Annotated in this window: 24 protein-coding genes and 1 riboswitch; of the genes, 13 read left to right on the top strand and 11 right to left on the bottom strand. The window is 63.7% G+C overall.

Annotation, left to right across the window (positions count from 1 at the left end):
- From ABWW33_RS25170 to ABWW33_RS25155, 4 genes are all read right to left on the bottom strand, one after another.
- Positions 1 to 177: a Trm112 family protein gene (locus ABWW33_RS25170; RefSeq protein ID WP_008446346.1), complete on the bottom strand. Its 177-nt coding sequence runs from the start codon at positions 175 to 177 to the stop codon at positions 1 to 3.
- A complete protein-coding gene (gene lpxK / locus ABWW33_RS25165; protein WP_444551017.1) occupies positions 158 to 1,294 on the bottom strand; it encodes a tetraacyldisaccharide 4'-kinase in 1,137 nt (378 codons plus the stop codon). Before lpxK ends, ABWW33_RS25170 begins: the two co-directional genes overlap by 20 nt.
- Positions 1,295 to 1,355: 61 nt before the next feature.
- The gene (locus ABWW33_RS25160) at positions 1,356 to 1,790 is read right to left on the bottom strand and encodes an ExbD/TolR family protein (RefSeq protein WP_176655119.1); all 435 of its coding nucleotides are present in this window, start codon (positions 1,788 to 1,790) and stop codon (positions 1,356 to 1,358) included.
- A 9-nt stretch (positions 1,791 to 1,799) separates the two neighbouring features.
- The gene (locus ABWW33_RS25155) at positions 1,800 to 2,405 is read right to left on the bottom strand and encodes a MotA/TolQ/ExbB proton channel family protein (RefSeq protein WP_176655118.1); all 606 of its coding nucleotides are present in this window, start codon (positions 2,403 to 2,405) and stop codon (positions 1,800 to 1,802) included.
- Positions 2,406 to 3,584: 1,179 nt separating this feature from the next.
- Between ABWW33_RS25155 and xseA the strand changes: the two genes are divergently transcribed.
- A complete protein-coding gene (gene xseA / locus ABWW33_RS25150; RefSeq protein ID WP_353404217.1) occupies positions 3,585 to 4,943 on the top strand; it encodes an exodeoxyribonuclease VII large subunit in 1,359 nt (452 codons plus the stop codon).
- A 67-nt stretch (positions 4,944 to 5,010) separates the two neighbouring features.
- Positions 5,011 to 5,610 carry a lipopolysaccharide transport periplasmic protein LptA gene (gene lptA, locus ABWW33_RS25145; RefSeq protein ID WP_176655116.1) on the top strand — a complete coding sequence of 200 codons (600 nt, stop codon included), beginning with the start codon at positions 5,011 to 5,013 and terminating at the stop codon, positions 5,608 to 5,610.
- Positions 5,611 to 5,662: 52 nt separating this feature from the next.
- On the opposite strand, the gene ABWW33_RS25140 is transcribed toward lptA, so the two are convergent.
- Both ABWW33_RS25140 and glk read right to left on the bottom strand, forming a co-directional pair.
- Positions 5,663 to 6,034: a hypothetical protein gene (locus ABWW33_RS25140; protein ID WP_353404216.1), complete on the bottom strand. Its 372-nt coding sequence runs from the start codon at positions 6,032 to 6,034 to the stop codon at positions 5,663 to 5,665.
- A 90-nt stretch (positions 6,035 to 6,124) separates the two neighbouring features.
- Positions 6,125 to 7,117, bottom strand: coding sequence for a glucokinase (glk, locus tag ABWW33_RS25135; RefSeq protein WP_176655114.1), 993 nt, complete (start codon positions 7,115 to 7,117; stop codon positions 6,125 to 6,127).
- Positions 7,118 to 7,384: 267 nt separating this feature from the next.
- On the opposite strand from glk, the gene ABWW33_RS25130 reads away from it, so the two are divergent.
- The 4 genes from ABWW33_RS25130 (at position 7,385) to ABWW33_RS25115 (ending at position 11,122) form a co-directional block, all read left to right on the top strand.
- Positions 7,385 to 8,365 (top strand): LacI family DNA-binding transcriptional regulator, encoded by a 981-nt coding sequence (locus tag ABWW33_RS25130; protein WP_176655230.1) that lies wholly within the window; start codon positions 7,385 to 7,387, stop codon positions 8,363 to 8,365.
- Between the two features lie 137 nt (positions 8,366 to 8,502).
- Positions 8,503 to 9,081: a superoxide dismutase [Fe] gene (gene sodB, locus ABWW33_RS25125; RefSeq protein WP_176655113.1), complete on the top strand. Its 579-nt coding sequence runs from the start codon at positions 8,503 to 8,505 to the stop codon at positions 9,079 to 9,081.
- Between the two features lie 91 nt (positions 9,082 to 9,172).
- Positions 9,173 to 10,213, top strand: coding sequence for an L-glyceraldehyde 3-phosphate reductase (gene mgrA, locus ABWW33_RS25120; RefSeq protein ID WP_176655112.1), 1,041 nt, complete (start codon positions 9,173 to 9,175; stop codon positions 10,211 to 10,213).
- 12 nt (positions 10,214 to 10,225) lie between these two features.
- Positions 10,226 to 11,122 carry a LysR family transcriptional regulator gene (locus ABWW33_RS25115; RefSeq protein WP_176655111.1) on the top strand — a complete coding sequence of 299 codons (897 nt, stop codon included), beginning with the start codon at positions 10,226 to 10,228 and terminating at the stop codon, positions 11,120 to 11,122.
- On the opposite strand, the gene ABWW33_RS25110 is transcribed toward ABWW33_RS25115, so the two are convergent.
- Positions 11,119 to 11,481 carry a hypothetical protein gene (locus tag ABWW33_RS25110; protein ID WP_353404215.1) on the bottom strand — a complete coding sequence of 121 codons (363 nt, stop codon included), beginning with the start codon at positions 11,479 to 11,481 and terminating at the stop codon, positions 11,119 to 11,121. The genes ABWW33_RS25115 and ABWW33_RS25110 overlap by 4 nt on opposite strands.
- A gap of 180 nt (positions 11,482 to 11,661) precedes the next feature.
- Here ABWW33_RS25110 and ABWW33_RS25105 point away from each other — a divergent pair, with 180 nt between their 5' ends.
- The 6 genes from ABWW33_RS25105 to ABWW33_RS25080 are packed head-to-tail and all read left to right on the top strand — an operon-like array spanning position 11,662 to position 17,083.
- Complete coding sequence (locus tag ABWW33_RS25105) at positions 11,662 to 11,979, top strand: DUF4148 domain-containing protein (protein WP_176655110.1); 318 nt, start codon at positions 11,662 to 11,664, stop codon at positions 11,977 to 11,979.
- Positions 11,980 to 12,001: 22 nt separating this feature from the next.
- Complete coding sequence (locus ABWW33_RS25100) at positions 12,002 to 13,444, top strand: efflux transporter outer membrane subunit (RefSeq protein WP_353404213.1); 1,443 nt, start codon at positions 12,002 to 12,004, stop codon at positions 13,442 to 13,444.
- A gap of 52 nt (positions 13,445 to 13,496) precedes the next feature.
- Positions 13,497 to 13,994 carry a MarR family winged helix-turn-helix transcriptional regulator gene (locus tag ABWW33_RS25095; RefSeq protein ID WP_176655108.1) on the top strand — a complete coding sequence of 166 codons (498 nt, stop codon included), beginning with the start codon at positions 13,497 to 13,499 and terminating at the stop codon, positions 13,992 to 13,994.
- Positions 13,995 to 14,003: 9 nt separating this feature from the next.
- Positions 14,004 to 16,010: an FUSC family protein gene (locus ABWW33_RS25090; RefSeq protein WP_353404212.1), complete on the top strand. Its 2,007-nt coding sequence runs from the start codon at positions 14,004 to 14,006 to the stop codon at positions 16,008 to 16,010.
- Positions 16,000 to 16,200 carry a DUF1656 domain-containing protein gene (locus ABWW33_RS25085; RefSeq protein ID WP_176655106.1) on the top strand — a complete coding sequence of 67 codons (201 nt, stop codon included), beginning with the start codon at positions 16,000 to 16,002 and terminating at the stop codon, positions 16,198 to 16,200. Before ABWW33_RS25090 ends, ABWW33_RS25085 begins: the two co-directional genes overlap by 11 nt.
- Before the next feature lie 22 nt (positions 16,201 to 16,222).
- The gene (locus ABWW33_RS25080; RefSeq protein WP_353404211.1) at positions 16,223 to 17,083 is read left to right on the top strand and encodes an efflux RND transporter periplasmic adaptor subunit; all 861 of its coding nucleotides are present in this window, start codon (positions 16,223 to 16,225) and stop codon (positions 17,081 to 17,083) included.
- A gap of 33 nt (positions 17,084 to 17,116) precedes the next feature.
- Here the strand turns inward: ABWW33_RS25080 and ABWW33_RS25075 are convergent, their stop codons facing one another.
- The 4 genes from ABWW33_RS25075 to ABWW33_RS25060 all read right to left on the bottom strand — a co-directional run bounded on the left by ABWW33_RS25075 (position 17,117) and on the right by ABWW33_RS25060 (position 21,102).
- The gene (locus ABWW33_RS25075; protein WP_176655104.1) at positions 17,117 to 17,449 is read right to left on the bottom strand and encodes a hypothetical protein; all 333 of its coding nucleotides are present in this window, start codon (positions 17,447 to 17,449) and stop codon (positions 17,117 to 17,119) included.
- Between the two features lie 9 nt (positions 17,450 to 17,458).
- Entirely contained in the window at positions 17,459 to 18,124 is a 666-nt protein-coding gene (locus ABWW33_RS25070) for a thiol:disulfide interchange protein DsbA/DsbL (protein WP_176655103.1), read from the bottom strand.
- A gap of 87 nt (positions 18,125 to 18,211) precedes the next feature.
- Positions 18,212 to 19,108 (bottom strand): cobalamin-binding protein, encoded by an 897-nt coding sequence (locus ABWW33_RS25065; RefSeq protein ID WP_353404210.1) that lies wholly within the window; start codon positions 19,106 to 19,108, stop codon positions 18,212 to 18,214.
- The gene (locus tag ABWW33_RS25060; protein WP_353404209.1) at positions 19,108 to 21,102 is read right to left on the bottom strand and encodes a TonB-dependent receptor domain-containing protein; all 1,995 of its coding nucleotides are present in this window, start codon (positions 21,100 to 21,102) and stop codon (positions 19,108 to 19,110) included. The genes ABWW33_RS25065 and ABWW33_RS25060 overlap by 1 nt, the downstream gene beginning before the upstream one ends.
- A gap of 81 nt (positions 21,103 to 21,183) precedes the next feature.
- A riboswitch (cobalamin riboswitch) is annotated at positions 21,184 to 21,352 on the bottom strand.
- 112 nt (positions 21,353 to 21,464) lie between these two features.
- Between ABWW33_RS25060 and ABWW33_RS25055 the strand changes: the two genes are divergently transcribed.
- A partial coding sequence (locus ABWW33_RS25055) for a DODA-type extradiol aromatic ring-opening family dioxygenase (protein WP_353404208.1) occupies positions 21,465 to 22,203 on the top strand: 739 nt, incomplete at its 3' end.

The following is a 22,203-nucleotide window of genomic DNA, read 5'->3' as shown; positions in this document are numbered from 1 at the left end:
TTATTCCGCCTTGTCCTGCAGCGTGCGGGCCTCGTCGGCCCACATGATGGGGATGCCGTCACGGATGGGATATGCCAGGCGGTCGCCCTTGCAGATCATTTCCTGGGCTTTTTTATCGTACTCCAGGGGGCCTTTGCAGACCGGGCAAACCAGGATATCAAGCAATCGAGCGTCCACGACATTTCTCCACAATTTGGTCGGCCAGCGCGCTATCGATGCGCGCGGTGACCGGGACGACCCATAGTCGCGGGTCGTCTCTGAGTTCTTCAATTTGCGCACATTTTACTGCATCCTTCTCGGTCATCAAGATCAGGTCCGCATCGAGGGCGGCAAATGGACGGTCCTGGAAGTCGTGATGATCGGGCAGAGGCAGTTCGGTGATGCGCAAGCCGGCCGCTTTCAGCATGCCGAAAAAGCGCGCGGGATTGCCGATGCCGGCCGCCGCCGCGATGCGCAGGCCGGCGCCGCTGCTCGCCAACCCGGCCAACTCGGCCAGCGTGCGGCGCACGCCGCGGTCGCGCAGCTGCTCGGCGTGGTCGCCGGCAAGGACCATCTGGATCGGCGCCGGGGCGCCACGGTGCGCGCCGACGGCGGCCGCCAGTCCGGCGTCAAGCCGCGGCGTGTTGATGACGGTGAAATCGCGACGGCGCGAGACGGGTTCCCGCAGCGGTCCGGCCGGCAGCAGCCAGCCATTGCCGGCGCCACGGCCATCGAACAGGATGATCTCGATATCGCGCTGCAGCGCGTAATGCTGCAGGCCGTCGTCGGTCAACAGGATGTCCACCTCCGGATGCGCCGCCAATAGCGCGCGCCCGGTCGCGGCCCGGTCACGTCCCACCATCACCGGACAGCCGGTTCTCTGCTTGATCAGCAACGGCTCGTCGCCCACCTGAGCCGGCGTCGATGCGGCGCCCACTTCGCGCGCGCCGTCGGCGCTGCTGCCATGGCCGCGCGAAATCACGCCCGGCTTCATGCCGGCCGCCTGCAGCGCCTGCACCAGCCAGATGGTCAGCGGCGTCTTGCCGGTGCCGCCGATGTAGATATTCCCCACCACGACCACCGGCACCGGCAGCCGCGACGACTTGAGCCAGCCAGCACGGAACATGGCCGCCCGCAAACCGCTGAGCGCGCCAAACACCAGCGACACCGGCCACAAGGCGCAGGCCAGCGGCCCGCGCCGCAGCCAGTTGCGCGTCAGCGTCGCTTCGAGCGCAGACGATTTGGAAGGAGGATGGTTTAGCAAAATTAAGGAGCCTTGGCGAACTGCGTCATTCCCGCGCAGGCGGGAATCCATGGAACATCGGCTCCGGACGTTCAGCATGGATTCCCGCCTGCGCGGGAATGACGTTCACATATTATTTCGCGGCACTGGTCTGCGCGGCGAAGGTCAGCTTTTCATAGCCCGCGATGCGCGCCGCTTCCATCACGTTGATGACCATCTGGTGCATCGCGAACTGGTCGGCGTTGACGATCACCACCGGCGACTTGCCCGCCGCGCCACCCTTGTCGGCGGCACTCTTCATCGCCTGCGCGAAACCGGCCACGTCGTGGAACGACACCGGCTCGCCGTTGATCGTGTAGTTGCCCTTGGCGTCCACCGTCACGTTCAGTTCGAACGGCTTGTCGGTCGCCTTCTGCGCGTCGGCAGTGGGCAGCGTGATCTGCAGCTCGGTGAACTTGCTGTAGGTGGTGGTCACCATCAGGAAGATCAGGATCACCAGCAGCACGTCGATGAACGGGATCAGGTTGATCTCGGGATCCTCGCGGTGCCGGCCTTTGCGGAAATTCATGCCGGGTCCTTACTTGCGCTTGAGGTGCACGACATCGACGAACTTCACCGCCTGCTGCTCCATCTCGATGATGAAGCTGTCCACCAGCGCGCGGAAGTGGCGATAGAAGACCAAGGTCGGCATCGCGATCGCCAGGCCGAAGCCGGTGTTATACAGGGCCACCGAAATGCCGTGCGCCAGTTGCGCCGGATTGGAACCGGTGGCGTTTTGCGCGCCGAAGATCTCGATCATGCCGACCACCGTGCCGAACAGGCCCATCAGCGGCGCCAGGGTCGCGATGGTGCCCAGCGTGGTCAGGAAGCGTTCCAGCATGTGGGCCACGCCGCTGCCGGCCTCCTCGATGGACTCCTTCATCACGTCGCGCGGCGATTCGATATTGCGCAGCGCCGCCGACAGCACGACGCCCAGCGGCGAACTCTTTTCCAGCTTGTCGATGATGTCGGGGGTGATGTTGCCGCCGCGGTAGACCTGTACCACCTCGTCCAGCAGCTTCTTCGGCAGGATCTTGCTGCGACGCAGGTAGAGCAAACGTTCGATGATCAGGGCCGTCGCAACGATCGATGCGACCAGCAACAACCAGATAGGCCAACCTGCAGCTTGTAATATGGCGAGCAAAACGAACTCCTGTCTAGATAAACACCCGAAGGCGCAATGTATCTTGTTGGGCGGCACTCGGCAAGTGTCGATTCACCCGCGCTCGCGGCCGCCATCAGGCATGGACGAATGTTGTGCCCACTTATGCCCATATTCTGTTGATAAGATTGTGAGCAAGACATGCCATGCCGCCCTACTCCCTTGATTTTAATCAGTATTCTTTCCATGCGTAAAAATCTGGCATACGGAGGGTTGGGCGCTTTTTCAGCCACCAAAAGTGGCAAGCCAAAACTTCTGCACACTTCTGCACATAAATTGTGGATAAGACTGTTAGCAAGGAAGCCCATCGTATACAAAGCCCTTGATTTATAAGGATATTTTTTCCATGCGTAAAAAAATCGCAGTAAAAACCTTGCTTTGTCGCACTGGTATGGATGTGGACTTCTGCACACTAAATGTGGATAAGATTGTTAGCAACGCTTCCCGCATCGTGAAAGAGCCTTGATTTATAAGGGAATTTTTTCCGTGAGTAAAAATCAAGCAGACTGTGCTTTTCGACCACTTTTCATAGGAGAAATGGCGTTTTCGATAAGACTGGATGGCGCCGCTACCGATAATGTCTGCCTATCGGCAACAAGGACTGACTTCTGCACATTTTGTGTGGATAAGATTGTTAGCAAGGCCGGGCGTGCTGATCAAAGTCATTGATTTATATCAGATTTATTGCCATGCGTAAAAATGAAGCAAGCGATTTTTTATCCCCCACACCCCGCCGAAGCTGGCCGGCCTGCCTGGCGCGGGATATTCAGCGCCCAACGCCGCCTGGGGGCAAGTCCGAAGTTTTGCACAAATTCTGTGGATAAAAGTGTGCGTAATGGCACCACCTGTAACATAAGTCATTGATTTGTCACAATATACTTTCCGTGCGTAAATTTTGAGCATTACAAAATCAACAAGAAGAAAATAACTATCGCTCACCAAAGTTTCGCACATCTTTTGTGGATAACTTTGTGCGTAACCATGAGTGGCTGAGGCAAAGTACTTGATCCATAAGGGTTTTTCCGCATTGCACGCAAATACGGCAGAAAAGTTTACCTTTTAAAATCAAATATTTACCTATAATACTTGCTGCTTTAGATACTCTATGACCGCTGTGTGACCGAAACAGCATAGTGTGGATAGTTTCCTTTTTTGAAATCAATGAACTTCGACGACCGCACCGATTCCGCCCCAGCCGCCGCCCCCGTGATGACCGTTACCGCGCTCAACCAGGCGGTGGCGCGGCTGCTGGAACGCTCCTTTCCCCTGACGTGGATATCCGGCGAGGTATCGAACTTCACCAAGGCCAGTTCCGGCCACTGGTACTTCACGCTCAAGGACGACGCGGCCCAGGTGCGCGCGGTGATGTTCCGCGGCCGCGCGCAATATGCCGGCTTCATTCCGCGCGAAGGCGACAAGGTCGAAGTGCGGGCGCTGGTCACCTTGTACGGCGCGCGCGGCGACTACCAGATCAATGTGGAGGCGATACGCCGCGCCGGCGTCGGCTCGCTGTTTGAAGCGTTCCAGCGGCTGAAGGAAAAGCTGGACGCGGCGGGCCTGTTCCATCCGGAGCGCAAGCGCGCCTTGCCGCTGTTCCCGCGCACCATCGGCATCGTCACCAGCCCGCAGGCGGCGGCGCTGCGCGACGTGCTGACGGCGCTGAAACGGCGCGCGGCCCATGTGAACATCGTGCTGTATCCGACACCGGTGCAGGGCCAGGGCGCGGCGCAGAAAATCGCCGCCGCCATCGACACGGCCTCGCTGCGCAACGACTGCGACGTGCTGATCGTCTGCCGGGGCGGCGGCAGTATCGAGGACCTGTGGTCGTTCAATGACGAGGATGTGGCCTACGCGGTGGCCAACTGCCGCATGCCGGTGATTTCCGGCGTCGGCCACGAAACCGATTTTACGATCTGCGATTTCGCCGCCGACCTGCGCGCCGCCACGCCGACCGCCGCGGCCGAACTGGCCGTCACGCCGCGCGCGGACTGGATGGCGTCGCTGCGCGCGGACGTGGTCGACCTGCGCCGCGCGATGCGCCGTGGCGTCGGCGATGCCGCGCAAACGCTGGACAACTACGCGCGCCGGCTGCTGAACCCCGGCGCGCAGATCAAGCAGCAGCGCCTGCGCCTGCTGGCCTTGTCCACCGCGATGATGCACGCCAACCGCCAGCCCTTGTCGCAAGCGCGCTTCCAGCTCGATCGCCTGAGCGGCCGCCTGGGCGCCCGCAAGCCGGACGTGACGGCGGCGCGTTCCGCGCTGGCGGGCCTGCAGCACCGCGCCGGCATCAGCGTGACGCGCCAGCTGGCGCAGCGCCGCGATGCGCTGACGGCGCTGTCGTCGCAGCTGGAGCTGTTGAATCCACAGCGCACGCTGGAACGCGGCTACGCCATCGTCACCGACGACAAAGGCGCCATCGTGCGCGCACCGGCGCAGCTGAAGCCGCACAGCACCCTGAACCTGCGCCTAGCCGAGGGCAGCGCCCAAGTCGGCGTGGAGTCGGTGCAGCAGTCCCTGTGACAAAGCGCGCATATCGGGCGCCGGAAACGCTATATAGTTGTCGCACCATCGACCAGACGCCGTCCCCATGACAAAGACTTCCGCCCTGATTTGCGCATTGCTGACCATCCACGCGGCCGCCCACGCCGAGCGTGCGGACAGTTTCAAGGAAACCAAAGTGAGCTCTCGCGAGGCGCTGATCACCCTCTCGCCCAAGGTCAGCACGCTGGACGGCGCGGTCGAAATCCGTCGCGGCACGCTGTTGATTCGGGCGGACCACGGCGTGGTCACCATAGACGCCGAGGGATACCAGCACGCCGTCCTGACCTCGCATAAAAACGGCAATCCGGTGTTCTTCCGCCAGAAGCGCGACGGCGAAGGCAATCGATGGATGGAAGGCGAAGCACTGAGGGTCGAATACGACGAAAAGACCGAAGTGGTCGACCTGCTGGAGGATGCCAAGGCCCGCCGCACCACCGACGGCGAGCTGACCGACGAAATCACCGGCGAGCACATTTCGTATGTGGCGCGAGAGGAGCGCTACGCCGTCACTCAGTTGCCCGGCAGCGTGAAGCAAGGCGACCGGCGCGGCACACTGGTGCTGCAGCCCTCCCGCAAGGATCCGCTGGACGTGCCGTCATCGGCGGGGACGACATCCGCGACCGCATCGGCCCCGGTTCCGCAATAAAAACCCGCAGGCAGTGACAGGCCGTTGAATCCAACTGGTCGCCCTGTCAGGTCTACTTCTTGATCGTGGGTTTGCCAGCCCTGCGCGTGCAGGATGTGTTGTCCTTGCTGGAAGATCCGATGTTTTCTCCGCCGCTGGCGTCCACCCCGCCCTGCGGCCGATGGCAATCAGCCTTCGCCCCTTTGGGCGGCTTGTTGTCGAACCCAGGCTTGGAGGCCGCCTGCTGCGATCCATCATTGCCGTTCTGGGGACCCGTGGCGGCTTCCACCTCGCCACGCGCCGCCCCCTTGGGCTGGAACGCGGTCGATCCGGCGGTGCCGGTCGGCTGGACGGCAGCCTTGGTTTGCGCCTGAACTCCCGCGCCGAAGCCGCAGGCCAGGCAAAATGCAGCGAGGCCGCACGCCCGGTTGATGATTGCCGCCATGATGGTTCTCCCTCGCGATGATAGAGCAACCATTGTGTCACCCGAAGGCGAAACCGACAGTAGGATAGCGCCGCCTGCGCGGGTCGGACGTCAGCCCGCCGACAACATCGCCGACATGCCGGTCAGCACCGGATGTTTTTCGGTGATCACATAAGTCGGGATATGCGACAGATAATCCGAGAAGCGCCCCTTCTGCTCGAAGCGCGCGCGGAAGCCGGAGCGTTCGAAGAAGTCGCTCATCTGCAGCACCGTGCGGCCGCCGATGTAGATGCCGCCCTTGGCGCCCAAGGTCAGCGCGACGTTGCCGGCCACCGTCCCCAGCATCTCGCAAAACGCCACCAAGGTCTCCTCGCAGACCGGATCGAGCCGGTGCAGCCCGCGCTCCATGATCTGCGACGTCGTCAGGTTCTGCGGCTCGATGTGCGCCCGCTCGGCCAGCGCGCGGTAGGTCAGCACGATGCCGATGCCCGACACCAGCCGCTCGCTCGACACGTGATCGTGATAGCGCCGCGCGTAGCGCAGGATGTCGATCTCGCGCTCGTTCATCGGCGCGAAGGTGCTGTGCCCTCCTTCGCTGTCGATGGCGATCCAGCGGTCGCCGCCGGGCACCAGGCCCGACACGCCCAGCCCCGCATCCGCGCCGACCAGGCCGATGGTGGCGCCGATGCGCGCCACGCCGCCGCCGACCTGGTGCTTGTTTTCCGGCGCCAGGTAGGGCAAGGCGCTGGCCAGCGCGGTGAAGTCGTTCACCACCACCAGCGACTTCAGGCTGAATTGCGAACACACCGCCTCGATCGAGAACGACCAGTGGTGATTGGTCATCGTCACCCAGTCGCCGTCGATGGGATTGGCGATGGCGATGCCGGCGAAGCGGGCCTGGTAGCCCCCCGCCGCCACCGTGGCCGGCTGCGACAGATAGGCCACCAGCGCGGCGCCCAAGGTCGGATAGGCGGCGCACTCGGTGACCCAGATCGCGTCGATCTGGTTGGGCGCCGTCTCCAGGCCGAAACTGGCGCTGCTGCCGCCGATGTCGGCCAGCAGGCGCGGGCCGTTCGCGAGGTGCGAAAAAGATTCGCGTTTCATGTCTCTTCCTAGTCTTTCTCAGGTGTTCCGAGGTTCTTTGCTGGCGACTTGATTATATGTCACTCAAGTTATGAAAACGTTTTCAAGCATCCTTTTCATTAAATACCGTATCCGGATGAAAGTCAATGTGCCGCGATCCGACGATTTGGCGAAGACCGCCACGATTTATGGTAATCTTTCGCCGAAAAGGTTTTCATAAATATCACCATAATTAAAACAGGAATCACCTTGGCAGACACCCCACACCCTTCCGGCCCGTCGACTTTGATGGATGTAGCCCGCCAGGCGGGCGTGTCGCCCAGTACCGTTTCACGCATCCTCAACGGCACCGCCAGGGTGTCGGACGACAAGCGCCAGGCCGTGCTGGCCGCCATCGACAAGATGAACTTCGCGCCCAACCAGATGGCGCAGGGCCTGAAAAAAGGCCGCTCGATGACCATCGGCATCGTGGTGCAGGACATTTCCTCGCCGTTCTTCGACGAAACGCTGCGCGGCGTCGACGACGGCTTGAAGGGCACCGGCTACGCCTCGGTCATCGTCAGCGGCCACTGGAACGCGGAAGAGGAAGCGGAGCGCATCCGTCTGCTGCTGGCGCGCAAGGTCGACGGCATCATCCTGCTGTCGGGCCGCATGTCGGACCAGACGGTGCTGGGCTTTTCCGGCCAGCGCCCCATCGTCTCCACCGGCCGCGCGCTGCAGACCCGCACCGCGCTGGGCTTCAAGCTCGACAACGAATACGGCGCCTACCTGGCGGTCCACCACCTGATCGAGCTGGGCCACCGCAACATCGCCTTCATTTCCGGGCCGTCCAACAATATCGACGCCGCCGAGCGCCTGGCCGGCTACACGCGCGCGCTGCAGGAAGCCAATATCCCGTTCAATCCCGAGCTGATCGTCGAGGGCAACTACCACGAGGCCAGCGGCATGCTGGCCATGAACCGCCTGTTCGACACCGGCCAGCAATTTACCGGCGTGTTCGCCGCCAACGACCTGAGCGCCTACGGCGCGCGGCTGGCGCTGTACCGCAAGGGCATCCGCGTGCCGGACGACATCTCGCTGGTCGGCTTCGACGACTTGCCCGGCTCCTCATATACGACGCCGCCTTTAACCACTATACGCCAGCCCTTGTATGACATCGGCCGCATCGCCACCCAGGCGCTGCTGCGCATCATCAACGGCGAGGAAGCGCGCGGCGAAGTGCCGCCGTTGGAGCTGATCGTGCGCGAAACCACGCGGCGCGTGCGCTGACCGGCGGCCACAACAAGTAGCCACACGGAAAGCGGGCCTTTTCTGCGCCGAAGGCCCATCCGCTTTACAATGGTGGACGTTTCGGCAAAAATCATCCCCGTTTTTTTAACATCGTCAAACCAACAAAAGGAAGAACAATGGAACATACCCTGCCACCACTGCCGTATGCAATCGACGCCCTGGCGCCGCACATCTCGCAAGAAACGCTGGAATACCACTACGGTAAGCACCATCAAACGTATGTGACCAACCTGAACAACCTGATCAAGGGCACCGAGTTCGAAAACCTGTCCCTGGAAGAGATCATCAAGAAATCGTCCGGCGGCATCTTCAACAACTCCGCCCAGGTATGGAACCACACCTTCTACTGGAACAGCCTGACCCCGAACGGCAAAGGCGCGGCAGCCGGCGCGCTGGCCGACGCGATCAACGCCAAGTGGGGTTCGTTCGACAAATTCAAGGAAGAGTTCACCAAGTCGGCAGTCGGCAACTTCGGTTCGAGCTGGACCTGGCTGGTGAAAAAAGCCGACGGCACCCTGGACATCGTCAACACCTCGAACGCGGCGACCCCGCTGACCACCGACGCCAAAGCCCTGCTGACCTGCGACCTGTGGGAGCACGCCTACTACATCGACTACCGCAACGTACGTCCGAAGTATCTGGAGACCTTCTTCAAGCTGGCCAACTGGGACTTCGCAGCCGCCAACTTCGCCTGACCCCGGGCTGCGGCCTAAGCAAAAAAAGGAAGCTTCTGCCTGCGGCACAAGCTTCTTTTTTTTACGCCCTCATCCCACAGGAGATTCGCCCATGACCTACCACGCCTCCCCGCACCGCTACGAAGAAATGCAATTCCGCACCTGCGGACGCAGCGGCCTGAAACTGCCGCTGATGTCGCTCGGCCTGTGGCACAACTTCGGCGACACCAACACCCTCGCCTCGCAGCGCGACATGCTGCGCACCGCCTTCGACCTGGGCATCACCCACTTCGACCTGGCCAACAACTACGGCCCGCCGTACGGCTCGGCCGAGACCAATTTCGGCCATCTGTACAAGGAAGACTTCAAGCCCTACCGCGATGAGCTGATCATCTCCACCAAGGCCGGCTGGGACATGTGGCCCGGCCCCTACGGCCAGGGCGGCGGTTCGCGCAAGTACGTGCTGGCCAGCCTCGATCAGAGCCTGCAGCGCATGGGGCTCGACTACGTCGACATCTTCTATTCGCACCGCTTCGACCCGGACACGCCGCTGGAGGAAACCATGGGCGCGCTGGCGCACGCGGTCCAGCAGGGCAAGGCGCTGTATGTGGGCGTGTCGTCCTATTCGGCCGAGAAAACCGCCGAAGCGGCGCGCCTGCTGCACGAGTGGAAGGTGCCGTGCCTTATCCATCAGCCGTCCTACAATATGCTGAACCGCTGGATCGAGGACGAGGGCCTGCTCGACACGCTGGGCAAGCAAGGCATAGGCTGCATCACCTTCACCGCGCTGGCGCAGGGCATCCTGAGCGACAAATACCTGAACGGCATTCCGGCCGACTCGCGCGTCAACCGTCCGGGCGGCGGTTCGCTGCAGCAGTCGCACCTGAGCGAGGCCAACCTCGAACGCGTGCGCGGCCTGAACGAAATCGCCAAGGCGCGCGGCCAGACGCTGGCCCAGATGGCGCTGGCCTGGGTGCTGCGCGATCCGCGCGTCACGTCCACGCTGATCGGCGCCAGCAGCAGCGCGCAGATCCGCGAGAACGTCGCCGCGCTGAAGAACCTGAGCTTCAGCGCGGCCGAGCTGGCGGCCATCGACGAGCAGGCCAAGGAAGGCGCGATCAACCTGTGGGCCGGTTCGTCCAGCCACAGATAAGCGGCCCTCCCGATGGATCGTTTCAACGCCATGCGCATCTTCACCCGCATCGTCGAGCTGGGCAGTTTCAGCAAGGCGGCGGACGATTTGCAGATGCCGGCGGCCACCGCCACCTACACCATCAAGCAGCTGGAGGCGCACCTGGGCGTGCGCCTGCTGCAGCGGACCACGCGCCACGTCAGCACCACGCTGGACGGTCAGGCCTACTACCAGCGCTGCGTGCGCATCCTGGCGGACGTGGAGGAAACCGAGGCCGGCTTCGGCAATAGCGGCGTGGCGCCGCGCGGCAAGCTGCGGGTGGATTTGCAGGGCACGGTGGCGCAGCATTATGTGCTGCCGCGCCTGTCGGAATTCTTCGCCCGCTATCCTCAACTGGAACTGGAGATCGGCATGGGCGACCGCCTGGTCGACCTGGTGCGGGATGGCATCGACTGCGTGCTGCGCGTGGGAGAGCTGCGCGACTCGAGCATGGTCGGCCGCCGCGTGGCGACGCTGCAGCAGGTCACCTGCGCCAGCGCCGCCTACCTGGACCAGCGCGGCACGCCGGCCACGCTGGAAGATCTCCACGGGCACCAGGCCGTCAACTTTTACTCATCCAGCAGCGGCAAGATGTTCCCGTTCGACTTCATCGTCGACGGCGAAGAGCGCAGCGTGCAGCTGCCCGGCGTGGTTTCGGTCAGCAACGCCGAGGCGTACGTGGCCTGCTGCGCCAACGGCCTGGGCCTGGTGCAGTTGCCGCGCTACCACGTCGCCAGGCACCTGGAAAGCGGCGCCTTCCGCGAAGTGCTCGGCGCGTGGCGGCCGAAGGCGATGCCGGTGTCGGTGCTGTACCCGCACCAGCGCCAGCTGTCGCCGCGCGTGCGGGTGTTCGTCGACTGGCTTACGGACGTGATGACGGCGGCAAGCTAGTTCCTGGTAGTGCGAGACCAGTCGCGCCGTTCTTCGCGCGGCTCCGCTTCCACGTCTTCCGGCGCGCTGCCGTCATCTTCCGGCTGCACCACGTCATGAAACTCGCCGTCGACCACCGGTATCGTCTCGACATGGTCGAAGCCTATGTCGGACGGCCCCGTGGTCATCTCCACGCCGGCGCGCTCGCCGGTGCCTTCCGCATCGGTATCGCTGTCGAGGCCGATATCCGGCTCGCCCACGACATCGCTGCCGCTGTCGGAATTGTCGCTGGGCCCCAGGGCGCGCGTGCCGTGGCCGCGTCCCAGGGTTCGGTCGGTACCTACCGGAATGTTATCCGGATCCAGAGTGCTGTCAGACATGATGGACTCCTTTTCTAAAACCTGATTGGACCACCGCCGCAGCGGCCGGTCCGTGCGCATCCTCGCATAAGGCTATCGTACCGATAGGAATTTTTTACTTTACAAATGTAATATTCATCTCTATAGTTAATGCATTGAACGAGCAAACGAGCATTAACCACCTCACCCAGGAGAACCGCCATGAGCACCACGACCAAAACCCTGATCAACGCCGCCGCCACCACCGCTTTCGCGATTGCCGCAGCCGCCATCACCGTGACCAACGCTTTCGCGCAGACCACCGCGCCGGCCGCAACCACGACCACCGCCGCCACCACCAGCGCCGCTCAGACCGCCGTCGCCAACGGCGCGCTGGCCTCCACCAAGACGCAGCAAGCCACCGGCCTGACCCGCGCGCAAGTGCAGGCCGAGTTCCTGGAAGCCCGCAAAAACGGCACGCTGCTGGAAACCGAAGCCGACTTCGACGTCGCCCAGACCAAAAAGCACGTCGCCAAGTAACAGCTAACGGGAAACCACGTCCATGACACCGCGCCACGCCATCCGCCCGCTCGCCCTTGCATCGTGCATGCTGGCGCTGCTGGCCGGCTGCGCCGACATGGGCAAGGTCCGGCCGCAAGCGGTCGCGTTGAAACCTGCCGAGCTCAATCCCGGCAAGGCCATCGCAGCCGCCAGCAAAGACATCGCATGGCCCGAGCAGCAATGGTGGCAGGCGCTGCACGACGAACAGCTGGACAAGCTGGTAAGCGCCGCCCTGGCCGACAACCCGACGCTGCGCGCCACGCAGGCGCGTGTGCGCCAGGCCGAGGCGCTGGCCGGCGTCGCCAGGGCCGGCACGCAACCGCGCGTGGACGCCTCGGCCAGCGCCGACCGCGAACTGTATTCCGCGCACAGCACCGTGCCCGCTCCGCTGGCCGGCAACTACGCGTGGAAGAACACGGCCATGCTGTCCGGTTCCTACGACCTGGATCTGTGGGGCCGCAACCGCGACGCGCTGGCGGCCGCGCTGGACGAAGTGCACATGGCGTCGGCCGAATCGCAGATGGCGCGGCTGACGCTGACCACGGCCATCGTGCGCAGCTACATCCAGCTGTCGCTGGAGTACGCGCTGCAGGACAGCGTGGCCGAGAACCTGGCGCAGCGCCAGCGCATCCTGGACATCACGCGCAAGCGCCGGGCCGCGGGCCTGGCCAGCGAGCTGGATGTGGCCAGCATCGAAACAACGCTGCCGGCGGGACGGCGCGAGCACGAGCAGATCGGCGAGTCGATCGCGCTGCTGCGCAACCAGCTGGCGGCACTGATCGGCAAAGGACCGGGCGACGGCGATGCGATCGCCCGGCCGATGCTGGCTCTTGAGGCAGGCCGCGGACAGGGCGTGCCGGCGTCGCTGCCGGCCGAGCTGGTGGGACGCCGGCCCGATATCGCCGCGCAGCGCTGGCGCATCGAAGCGGCCAACTCGCGCATCGCCGGCGCCAAGGCGGATTTTTACCCGAACATCAACCTGGCCGCCTTCGTCGGTTTCCAGGCGCTGGGGTTCACGCACTTCCTGAACGCTAACTCGGCCATGCGCGGCGTGACGCCGGCCATCAGCCTGCCGATCTTCGACGGCGGACGACTGCGCAGTCAATTGGGTAACCAGACCGCGCTCCATGACGGCGCGGTCGAGCAGTACAACGCCGCAGTGGTGCAGGCGATGTCCGACGTTGCAAACGCAGTCGTCCGGATCGACTCGGTGCGGCAGCAGGACCTGCTGGCGCAGCGCGCGCTGGACTCGGCGCGCCGCCAGCAGCAGCTGGCCGAACGGGCCTACAAGGCCGGCATGACCGACGCGCTGAACGTGATCAATGCGCAGATCACGCTATTGAATGAACAACAGCAGATGGCGCAAGTGGCTAGCAAACAACTGGATAACTACGCATTACTGATGGCCGCACTGGGCGGTGGCATAAAACTGGATTTGCCTTGACGATTAGATAGTAGAATCAATCCTTCGAAAAAAAAAGCAGAGGAGCAAGGCAATGAGCAGTTTTGAAGCGACTAAAAAGCGCCTGAAAAACATCCATGCCCGAATGCCAGAGTTCCCGGAGGACTTGATGCGCCTGTTGCGCATGACCTACCACATCCAGAAACGGATGAAGGACTTGAGCAATGCCGCGCTGCGCAAATACGATCTGGTCGACGCCAGCTACATGGTATTGGCCGTGCTGTATGGATCCGATGGCGAAACCTCGACCGCGTCCACGCTGGGTGAAGCGTGCATGGAAAAACCGGCCAACCTGACACGCGTGTGCAACGACCTGGAAACCCAGGGCCTGATCACGCGCGGCAACCGTCCGGGCGACCGCCGCTGCGTGATGATCTCGCTGACGGATGCCGGCCGCGCGCTGGCGGAGAAAGTGCTGCCGGAAGTCTGGGCTGCCACCACGCACGCCTACGACGGCTACACCGACGAAGAAGTTAAAGTACTTGAAGCGCTGCTGAAACGGCAGCTGGACAATCTCGAAGCCCTTACATAACACGACGCCATGAATTCTCCCCCAGCCGCCACCTCCAACCAGGATCACAGCGCGGCCGGGGGAGTCTTGCGCTGGCTGGCGGCGGAAACCGCCGGCTGGTTCGGCACCGAAGGCGAACGCTGGGTGTTCGTCGCCAAGGCCATGCTGGCCTCCTTCTCCGCGCTGTGGCTGGCCTTCCGCCTCGGCCTCGACGCACCCTACACCGCCCTCGCCACCACCGTCATCCTCGCGCTGCCCAGCAGCGGCATGGTGCTGGAAAAGGCTTTCTACCGTTTTCTCGGCACGCTGGTCGGCTGCTCGGCCGCGCTGGCGCTGGTCGCGCTGTTCCCGCAATCGCCGCCGCTGCTGTTCATCGGCGTGGCGGGCTGGATCGCGCTGTGCACCGGCGGCGCCGCCATGCACCGCAACCAGCAGTCGTACAGCTTTGTGCTGGCCGGCTATACCGCCTGCATGATCGCCGTTCCCGCCATCGACGCGCCGGACCACGTGTTCACGCTGGCCATTACGCGCGTGACCGAGGTTGGCCTGGGCATCATCTGCGCAGCGGTGGTGCATGACGTGGTGTTCCCGCGCCGTCACTCGCGCACGGTGATGCGCACCGTCGAAGCGCGCTACGCCAGCTTCACCACTTTCTACACGCAGGTGCTTGAGCAGCGCCTGACGCCGGCCGAAGCGGAACTGACCCACCTGAAATTCGCCGCCGACATCGCCGCGCTGGAATCGGGCCGCGCCGCCGCCTTCTTTGAAGCCGACCATCCACGCTCGCACACGCGCCAGCTGCACGCCTTCAACGCGGCGTTCATGACGGCGCTGACCACGCTCTACACGCTGCACCGCCTGCTCCACCGCGCAAGCGGCGTGCCGGCCGGCGTGCCGGTCGAACGCCAGCAGCAGATCGACATCGAAACGGCGGCCGAGCTGAGGGAGCGCTTCGCCCGCGACATCGATGCCTTCAACGCGCTGTACCACGGCCTGGCGGCCGAGAAGCGCCAGCAGGTCAGCGATCCCGGCGCCTACACGCCGAAGACGCCGCCGGCCATCGTCGCCGCCAGCGGCTTCCGCGCCGGCGCCACGCTGCTGGTGACAGCAGCCGCGTGGTACTGGCTGGCCTGGCCCTTCGTCGGCAACGCCATCCTGATGGCGACCATCTTCTGCGCGCTGGCCTCGTCGTCGCCGCGGCCGACGGCGCTGGTGCGGCAGGTGCTGATCGGCTTCCTGGTGGCCTCGCCGCTGGCCTTCGTCACCGAGTTCTTCCTGGTCGCGCGCGCCAACGACTTCACTACGCTGATCATCGCCGCCCTGCCCTTGTTCGCCTTCGGCGCCTACCTGATCAGCGGACCGCGCTGGGCCGGCGTGGGCATCGGCATCTGCATGTTCTGCGCCACGCTGGTGGTGCCGACGAACCTGATGCGCTACGACGTCGAAAGCTTCATCAGCAGCGAACTGTCGCTGACGATGGGCGTGGCGGTGGCCTACCTGATGTTCAAGGTGATCCTGCCCGAGCACACCATGGGCCAGAAGGACCACGTGGCCGCCGCGCTGTGGCGCGAGGCGCTGGGCGCCTGCAACGCCCCGATGTACCGCCTGAAGCGGCGCTTCGACAACCGCGTGCGCGACCTGCTCAGCCAGTTGAACGCAGCCTCCGGCCCGGCGCCAGGCGAGGCGGCGCGGGCCGTGGTGCGCCAGGGCCTGACCCTGCTGGAGCTGGGCCATGCCGTCATCGAACTGCGCCAGCTGATCGGCAGTTCGCGTCCCGGACCGGTGCGCGACGCCTTGCAGGATGTGGTGCGCCAGCTTGCCGCCCACCTGCGGCAGCGCTCCGGCGCCAGCGGCCAGGCCGCGCTGCAAGCCATCCTCGATGCGGGAACCACCGTGCGCGCGGCGCTGCCCGACGCCACGGCCGAGCGGCAACTGCGCCTGCGCACGGCGCTGACCGACCTGCATTCCATCTACACCTCCCTGCTGGACCAAATCGCTGCAGGGGAACCCACAGGAGAAACATCGCATGCCGCGTGAAATCGACTTTTTCGGCGTACTGCTGCCCGGCGTGCTGCCGCTGTTCTTGGCCAGCCTGGTGCTGCAGGTGGTGCTGGACAGCGCCTTGAGCCACGTCGGCGCCTACCGCCGCAGCTGGCACCCGGCGCTGGTGCGACTGTGCCTGTTCGTCTGCATCTTCAGCGCCCTGCTGGTCACGCTGTACAAATAATTCACTATCCTGAGGAACCGCCGTGAGTGCATCCAAAATCTTCCGCTTCTTCCTGACCATGCTGCTGCTGGCCGCCGCCCTGTGGATGGGCCGCTCGGCCTGGAACCACTACATGGAATCCGCCTGGACCCGCGACGGCCGCATCAAGGCCGACGTCATCAACATCAGCGCCGACGTCGCCGGTACCGTCACCGAGGTCAAGGTCCACGACAACCAGCTGGTCAAGCAGGGCGACGTGCTGTTCGTGGTCGACAAGGCGCGCTACCAGAGCGCGCTGGCGCAGGCCAATGCGCAGCTGGCGTCGCAGCAGGTGGAGAAAGGCCGTCGCAGCAAGGAGGCCAGCCGCCGCGCGGGCCTGGACAACGCCATCGTCTCGGCCGAAAGCCGCGAGACGGCCGAATTCGCGGTCGGCACGGCGTCGGCCCAGTACCAGGCGGCGCTGGCGGCGCGCGGCATGGCGGAGCTGAACCTGGAGCGCACCGTGGTGCGGGCGCCGGTGACCGGCTACGTCACCAACCTGAACGTGCACGTGGGCGATTTCGCCGCCGTCGGCGCGGCCAAGCTGGCGGTGATCGACAGCGCCTCGTACTATGTGGTGGGCTATTTTGAAGAGACCAAGCTGCCGCTGCTGAAGGTGGACGATGCGGTGGAAGTGCACCTGATGAGCGGCGCCGCGCAGCTGCAAGGCCATATCGAGAGCATCGCCCACGGCATCACCGACCGCGACGCCAACACCGGCCGCGAACTGCTGGCCGACGTCAACCCGACCTTCAACTGGGTGCGCCTGGCGCAACGGGTGCCGGTGCGCATCCACATCGACCGCCAGCCCGAGGGCATGGAACTGGTGGCCGGCACCACCTGCACGGTGGTGATCCACAGCTGAAAAAAAGCCCGCTGTTGCGGGCTTTTTGCATATTTATTTTTCGGGACTGACATGGGTCAGCGCGTACGTGACGTGCTCCCACCAGTGCTCGCGCGAGTGCACGGTGCGCAAACACTTCTTATCCAGCTCGCCCTTGAACACCGGATCCGCGCACTGCTTGGTCATCAGCGCGTTGCGCTGGTTCTCGGCGTTGGTCAACGCGATCACCAGCCAGACGATGAAGCCCAGCGCCAGCACGGCCAGGCTCCAGGCCACGTGGTTGATATAGGCCCATTCGAACAAGCTCTCGATGACCGGCGAGGACTCCTTGTAAATCTTCATGACCTCGCCTTCGGCCGCCTTGCGTTCCTCGCTGATCTCTTTCATGACTGCTCCTTACTTCTTCCCGGCGCGTTCCTGAGCCGACTTGGCAACCAGGCTATCCATCACCGCGAACATGGCCGCGTGCGCCGCTGGAGCGGACGACAGGCCGTGGCCAGCCACCGCCGGCGAGGTCGTGTAGTGACCGTCGATCACCAGGGCAGGCGCACTGTCGATTTTATACTGGTTTGCGATCTGCACACCGCGTTTCATCTTGGTTTGGACCGCGAACGAGTTGAAAAATTCCAGATACTTGTTCTTGTCGACGCCGTTCTTGACCACGAAGTCCAGGATGGATGCGTCCGTATTCAGGCGGTTATGCTCGACGTGGATCGCGTGGAAGAACTTCTCGTGCAGGCCGTTGCCCAGCGCGTTCATCGCTTCCAGCGTGAAGAAGGCCTTGGCTTGCGCGTCCTCGCCCAGGTGCATGCGGCGGAACACGATCTTGTCGCCCTGCTTCTTGACCCAGTCCGCCAGCGGCGCGTCGAGCGCGTTGCAGTGCGGGCAGTGGTACATGAACACTTCCAGCACTTCGACCTTCTTGCCGGTGTCCGGGCGGGCCGGCAGGTCCACCGTGTTGTAATCGAGGCCGTTCTTGAAGTCGGCGGCATGGGCGCCGGCGGCTGCGGCCATAAAGGCGGCGGTGGCAATCAGGGGACGCAGGAAGCTCAGGAAACGCATAACAGTCCTTCAACAGGTTAGGTGGCAAACGCCGGGAGATTACCACCTTTTTTACGCCGCGCATATTAAGAGGGGGTTAAGGGGACCTCAAGGCCGCCGGCGGCGCGCCGTCTCCAGTTTTTCGCACAACACGGCGACGCCGTCGGCGATGCGCGGCGTGGCGCGCACCAGCAGTTCGCTGTCGAGCATGAACAGGTTGCCGCGCCGGACCGCCTCCATGCCCTTGTACTGCTGCCAGATATTGATGCCGGATTCGGCGTCATGCTTCTCGCCGCCGACGATCGCTTCCGGATTTGCCTGCAGCACCGCTTCGGTGCTGACCGTCGGCGCCGGTACCTTCAGCGCGGCGAACACGTTCTGGCCGCCGCAGACGCGCATCGCGTCGCTGGCGATGTGATCGCCGTTCAGCGTGAAAATCGGCTTTTCCCAGATTTGATAGAACACCCGCACCGTCGGCCGCCGCGCATAGGTGGACGACAGCCTGGCGATCTTCTGCCGGTAGTCCTGGGCGGCGCTCTGCGCCAGCGCTTCGGTGCCCATCAGCTGGCCCAGGCGGGTCAGGCTGGTGGCCACTTCGTCCAGCTTGTGCGGATCGCTGTAGAAGATCGGGATGCCCAGGCTTTTGAGCTGCTCCAGCTGGCGCGCGGTGTTTCCGGTCTTCCATACCACCAGCAGGTCCGGCCGCAGCGCCAGCACCCGCTCCATGTCGATCTGCGCATCGCTGCCGACCAGCGGCAGGCGCTTGGCAGCTTCCGGGTAGTCGCTGTAGTTCATCACGCCGGCCACGCGGTCGCCGCCGCCGGCCGCGAACAGCAGCTCGGTGATGTGCGGCGCCATCGAGATGATGCGTTGCGCCGGCTTGGCGAGGGTAACGCTGTTGCCGGCGTCGTCGCGTACCGTGATGGTGGATGCGGCGGCAGGCGTACTGGCCAGCGCCAGCATGCCTGCGGCGATGGCAGCGAGAAGGAAGCGCCACGTATTCATCAGAAGTCGTAGCGTGCGGACAGTTTCAACTGACGGCCATCGCCAGGATAAATGCTGTCCCGGCAGCGGAACGCCTGCGAATAGTAATACTTGTCAGTCAGGTTCAAGCCGCTGACCGCGAGTTCCCACTGGCCGAACCTGCGGGCATAGCGCGCGTCATACGTGGTGAAACCCGGAATCTCAGCGCTGCACGAATTGGTAAAGTCGTCGCCAAAGCGTTGGCCATCTACCCACTGCGCGCCGAAGTCGGCAGTCTGGCCACTGGCCGGCGTCCAGCTCACACGTGCGCTCAGCACGTTCTTCGGCACCAGCACCATTTCCTTGCCGTTGTTCGGGCCATCGGTAAATTCAGCCTTCACGTGCTGATAATGTGCGCTGACGGTCCAGTCGGCGGCAACCTTGATTTCGCCATCCAGCTCAAAGCCTTTACGTTCGGTCGGGTCCAGGTTGGCGTTGGCGCCGGCATTACGGTTCAGCGTCGGATCGTAGAAGATCTCGTTGGTCAGCTTGTGTCGAAACAGGCGCGCCGTCACCTTCCGGCCAGCGGTGCCATAGGTGGCACCCAGCTCCAAGTCATGCGATACCTGCGGCTTCAGCACCTCGTTGGCATTTGGCGTAACAGCATTTTCGTCCGAATTAGCCACGCGATAGCTCTGCCCTGCCTTGGCGAATACGTCCACTTCCGGTACGAACTTGTAGCTGGCCAGTACATCCCACGCATTCAATCCTTGGCTGGCGCTGTATTTGGTCGAAGCATAGCCCAGGGGATCGGAGAAATCCTTATCGAACAGCTCGCGGCGCACGCCAGCAGCAACGCGCCCCTCATGCGCGGAGTCGAAGCGGATTTCATCACGTACGTAGAACGCCTTGGAGCGCTGCGTTGCATCCGCATTGGAAGTTGGGTAGCCGCCGTAGCTGCTGTCGGTGGTACGGTTCCAGCGCATGAAGTCCATACCGGCCACCACTTCGTTCAGCATGCCCGCCACGTCGCTCAGTTGGCGCACGCGCGGCGAGAACTGGGTCTGCCTGCTCTTGGATTCCGAGAGGTATGCGTCGCTCGAGAAATATGCGCCACGCGAGGTCTTCTCGCGGTGCGACAGTTCGGTAGCGATATCCCAACTGCCTATGTGACGGTTGTAGAAACCGGTGACGCGGTCGGTATCCACCGAGCCGAAGTCACGCGGCGTCGTGGTCCGGCGCGGATTGGCCAGGAACTCGGCTTCTTTCAGCGAACCGGCAAAGCGCGAGTCGGAACGCGAGCCGTCGTAGCGTACACCCATGCGCGAATTGGCGTCGAACCACTGCAGGCCGCCGCTGAAGTTGGACAGCTTGAAATCGTTGTTGTCGCGGTAGTTGTCGGTGCGCTGGTGACCGGCGGTGACATCGGCCGCAAAACCGTTCCACGCCTGCGAGTAGGAGCCGCGAATTTCGCCTTCGTGAAACTGGCCGCCTTCTACGAACATGCTGCCGCTGTGGGAATTGGCTGCCGGACGCTTGGTAACGATGTTGATCACGCCGCCGGTCGCGCCTTCGCCATACAGCACACTGGCGCCGCCGCGCGAGATTTCGATGCGCTCGACCGAGTCGATCGGAATCGACGACAGGATCGGGTTGGCCAGCTCATTTTCGGACAGGCGCACGCCGTTCACCACCACCACCACGTTCTGCGCCGAGTTGGTGCCAAAGCCACGCATGTCGAGCGTAAAATCAGGGCTGCCGTCCAGGCTCTGGCGGCCATACACGCCGCCGATCTTGCGGATCGCGGAATTGACGTCGCTGACACCGGCGCGGCGGATTTCATCGGCCGAGATGACGGTGGCGCCAATCGGGGTCAGCGCGGCATTGCTGTCAAAACGGGCGCCGGTAATGACGACCGGAGCCAGGACATCAGTCACCTGCGCGGCGACTTGAGCTGAGACAGGAGCGGCGGCAAAAGCGGCGCAGCACAGGGCGATGGCAGCGGCCATCGGCGAACGGGTAGCGGTGGAATTCATGACAGATCTTTTCAAAAGAGACATCCGCCTGCGTCCCCGCAAGCCGGAAGTGCACGGAAGACGTGCGCGTCGTGGCGGCGCACGCTTCCCCCATGTCTGGCCGATATCCGGGCTGGCGACCTTGACGTCGCGTTACCGTTGCGGGGGCAGCACACCTTGGCCGGTTCGCTGTGGAGCGGAGGCGGCCTGTGTTTCCCGTTTAACTGCGCATGTGAGCACATGGGCGAGCACCAGAACCCGGGCATTATACGCCCGCGTGCCGGATCATTAACAATTTAGATAGTATCCATCTACATTTCATGGATTGATCGCGGCGGCCGCGATGCTTATAGTGGATGTCAACGTCAAACCGGAGCAATGCCATGAGCACCCTACCAACCTACTTCCTTTCCCACGGCGGCGGCCCCTGGCCGTTCATGATGGACCAGGTCGGCCATCTGTACGGCCGGCTGGACGCATCGCTGCGCGACATCCCGCGCCAGGTCGGCGTCACGCCGAAAGCCGTGCTGGTGATCACGGCGCACTGGGAGGGCCGCGATTTCATGCTGTCGTCCTCGCCCAAGCCGCCGATGATCTACGACTACGGCGGCTTCCCGCCGCACACCTACGAGGTGCAGTACAGCGCGCCCGGCTCGCCGGAGCTGGCGGCGCAGGTGAAGGATTTGCTGGATGCCGGCGGCTTCCCGGCGCAGCTGGACGCGCAGCGCGGCTTCGACCACGGCACCTTCAGCGCGATGTATCCGGTGTATCCGGATGCCGACGTGCCGATCGTGCAGCTGTCGCTGAAGCACGGCCTCGATCCGCTGACGCACCTGCAAGTGGGCCGTTTGCTGGCGCCGCTGCGCAAGGAAGGCGTGCTGATCGTGGGCAGCGGGCTGAGTTACCACAACCTGCGCGCCTTCAACGCGCAGGGCGCGGCGGCCTCGCACGCGTTCGACGACTGGCTGAGGGCGACGATGGCCTTGCCGCCGAAGGAGCGCAGCGCGCAATTGCTGGAATGGGAAAAAGCCCCGGCCGCGCGCATGGCGCATCCGCGCGAGGAGCATTTGCTGCCGCTGATGGTGGCGCTGGGCGCGGCCGAAGACGAAGCGGCGGCCGTGC

This window comes from Duganella hordei (assembly GCF_040369125.1).
GTDB lineage: Bacteria > Pseudomonadota > Gammaproteobacteria > Burkholderiales > Burkholderiaceae_D > Rugamonas > Rugamonas hordei.
Note: the sequence above shows the minus strand (reverse complement) of the source record. Positions and strands in the feature narration are given on the sequence as shown.

Bases quoted from the DNA above. Each gene is read 5' to 3' on its own strand.
- glk (WP_176655114.1), bottom strand. From the start codon at position 7,117: ATGAAACGCGAATCTTTTTCGCACCTCGCGAACGGCCCGCGCCTGCTG.
- ABWW33_RS25060 (WP_353404209.1), bottom strand. From the start codon at position 21,102: ATGAATTCCACCGCTACCCGTTCGCCGATGGCCGCTGCCATCGCCCTG.
- ABWW33_RS25065 (WP_353404210.1), bottom strand. From the start codon at position 19,108: ATGAATACGTGGCGCTTCCTTCTCGCTGCCATCGCCGCAGGCATGCTG.
- ABWW33_RS25140 (WP_353404216.1), bottom strand. From the start codon at position 6,034: ATGGCGGCAATCATCAACCGGGCGTGCGGCCTCGCTGCATTTTGCCTG.
- ABWW33_RS25095 (WP_176655108.1), top strand. From the start codon at position 13,497: ATGAGCAGTTTTGAAGCGACTAAAAAGCGCCTGAAAAACATCCATGCC.
- lptA (WP_176655116.1), top strand. From the start codon at position 5,011: ATGACAAAGACTTCCGCCCTGATTTGCGCATTGCTGACCATCCACGCG.
- ABWW33_RS25110 (WP_353404215.1), bottom strand. From the start codon at position 11,481: ATGTCTGACAGCACTCTGGATCCGGATAACATTCCGGTAGGTACCGAC.
- ABWW33_RS25075 (WP_176655104.1), bottom strand. From the start codon at position 17,449: ATGAAAGAGATCAGCGAGGAACGCAAGGCGGCCGAAGGCGAGGTCATG.
- ABWW33_RS25090 (WP_353404212.1), top strand. From the start codon at position 14,004: ATGAATTCTCCCCCAGCCGCCACCTCCAACCAGGATCACAGCGCGGCC.
- ABWW33_RS25115 (WP_176655111.1), top strand. From the start codon at position 10,226: ATGGATCGTTTCAACGCCATGCGCATCTTCACCCGCATCGTCGAGCTG.
- ABWW33_RS25130 (WP_176655230.1), top strand. From the start codon at position 7,385: ATGGATGTAGCCCGCCAGGCGGGCGTGTCGCCCAGTACCGTTTCACGC.
- sodB (WP_176655113.1), top strand. From the start codon at position 8,503: ATGGAACATACCCTGCCACCACTGCCGTATGCAATCGACGCCCTGGCG.
- ABWW33_RS25070 (WP_176655103.1), bottom strand. From the start codon at position 18,124: ATGCGTTTCCTGAGCTTCCTGCGTCCCCTGATTGCCACCGCCGCCTTT.
- ABWW33_RS25160 (WP_176655119.1), bottom strand. From the start codon at position 1,790: ATGAATTTCCGCAAAGGCCGGCACCGCGAGGATCCCGAGATCAACCTG.
- xseA (WP_353404217.1), top strand. From the start codon at position 3,585: ATGAACTTCGACGACCGCACCGATTCCGCCCCAGCCGCCGCCCCCGTG.
- ABWW33_RS25085 (WP_176655106.1), top strand. From the start codon at position 16,000: ATGCCGCGTGAAATCGACTTTTTCGGCGTACTGCTGCCCGGCGTGCTG.
- mgrA (WP_176655112.1), top strand. From the start codon at position 9,173: ATGACCTACCACGCCTCCCCGCACCGCTACGAAGAAATGCAATTCCGC.
- lpxK (WP_444551017.1), bottom strand. From the start codon at position 1,294: ATGGATTCCCGCCTGCGCGGGAATGACGCAGTTCGCCAAGGCTCCTTA.
- ABWW33_RS25105 (WP_176655110.1), top strand. From the start codon at position 11,662: ATGAGCACCACGACCAAAACCCTGATCAACGCCGCCGCCACCACCGCT.
- ABWW33_RS25100 (WP_353404213.1), top strand. From the start codon at position 12,002: ATGACACCGCGCCACGCCATCCGCCCGCTCGCCCTTGCATCGTGCATG.